The organism is Shewanella sp. AS16 (assembly GCF_021412365.1).
GTDB lineage: Bacteria > Pseudomonadota > Gammaproteobacteria > Enterobacterales > Shewanellaceae > Shewanella > Shewanella salipaludis.
The window spans coordinates 1-341 of sequence record NZ_JAKCLK010000105.1 but is presented as its reverse complement, the minus strand read 5'-3'; the positions used below and the strand labels follow the sequence as shown (position 1 = coordinate 341).

Below are 341 nucleotides of genomic sequence, written 5' to 3'. Positions count from 1 at the left end.
CGGTAATCGACATCGGTGGTCAGGACAGCAAAGTGATTCAGCTTGATGATGACGGTAACCTGTGCGATTTCCTGATGAATGACAAATGCGCGGCGGGCACCGGGCGTTTCCTGGAGGTGATCTCGCGCACGCTTGGCACCAGCGTCGAGCAACTCGACAGCATTACCGAAAATGTCATACCGCACGCCATCACGAGTATGTGCACAGTGTTTGCTGAATCAGAAGTGATCAGCCTGCGCTCTGCGGGCGTAGCGCCAGAAGCGATTCTCGCCGGAGTGATTAACGCGATGGCGCGGCGGAGCGCCAATTTCATTGCTCGTCTCTCCTGTGAAGCGCCGATT

At 56.3% G+C, this 341-nt stretch carries 1 pseudogene; it reads left to right on the top strand.

Annotated features, from left to right (window positions below):
* A pseudogene (gene yjiL / locus LZP73_RS19540) lies at positions 1–341 on the top strand (putative 2-hydroxyacyl-CoA dehydratase activator YjiL); the annotation flags it as partial.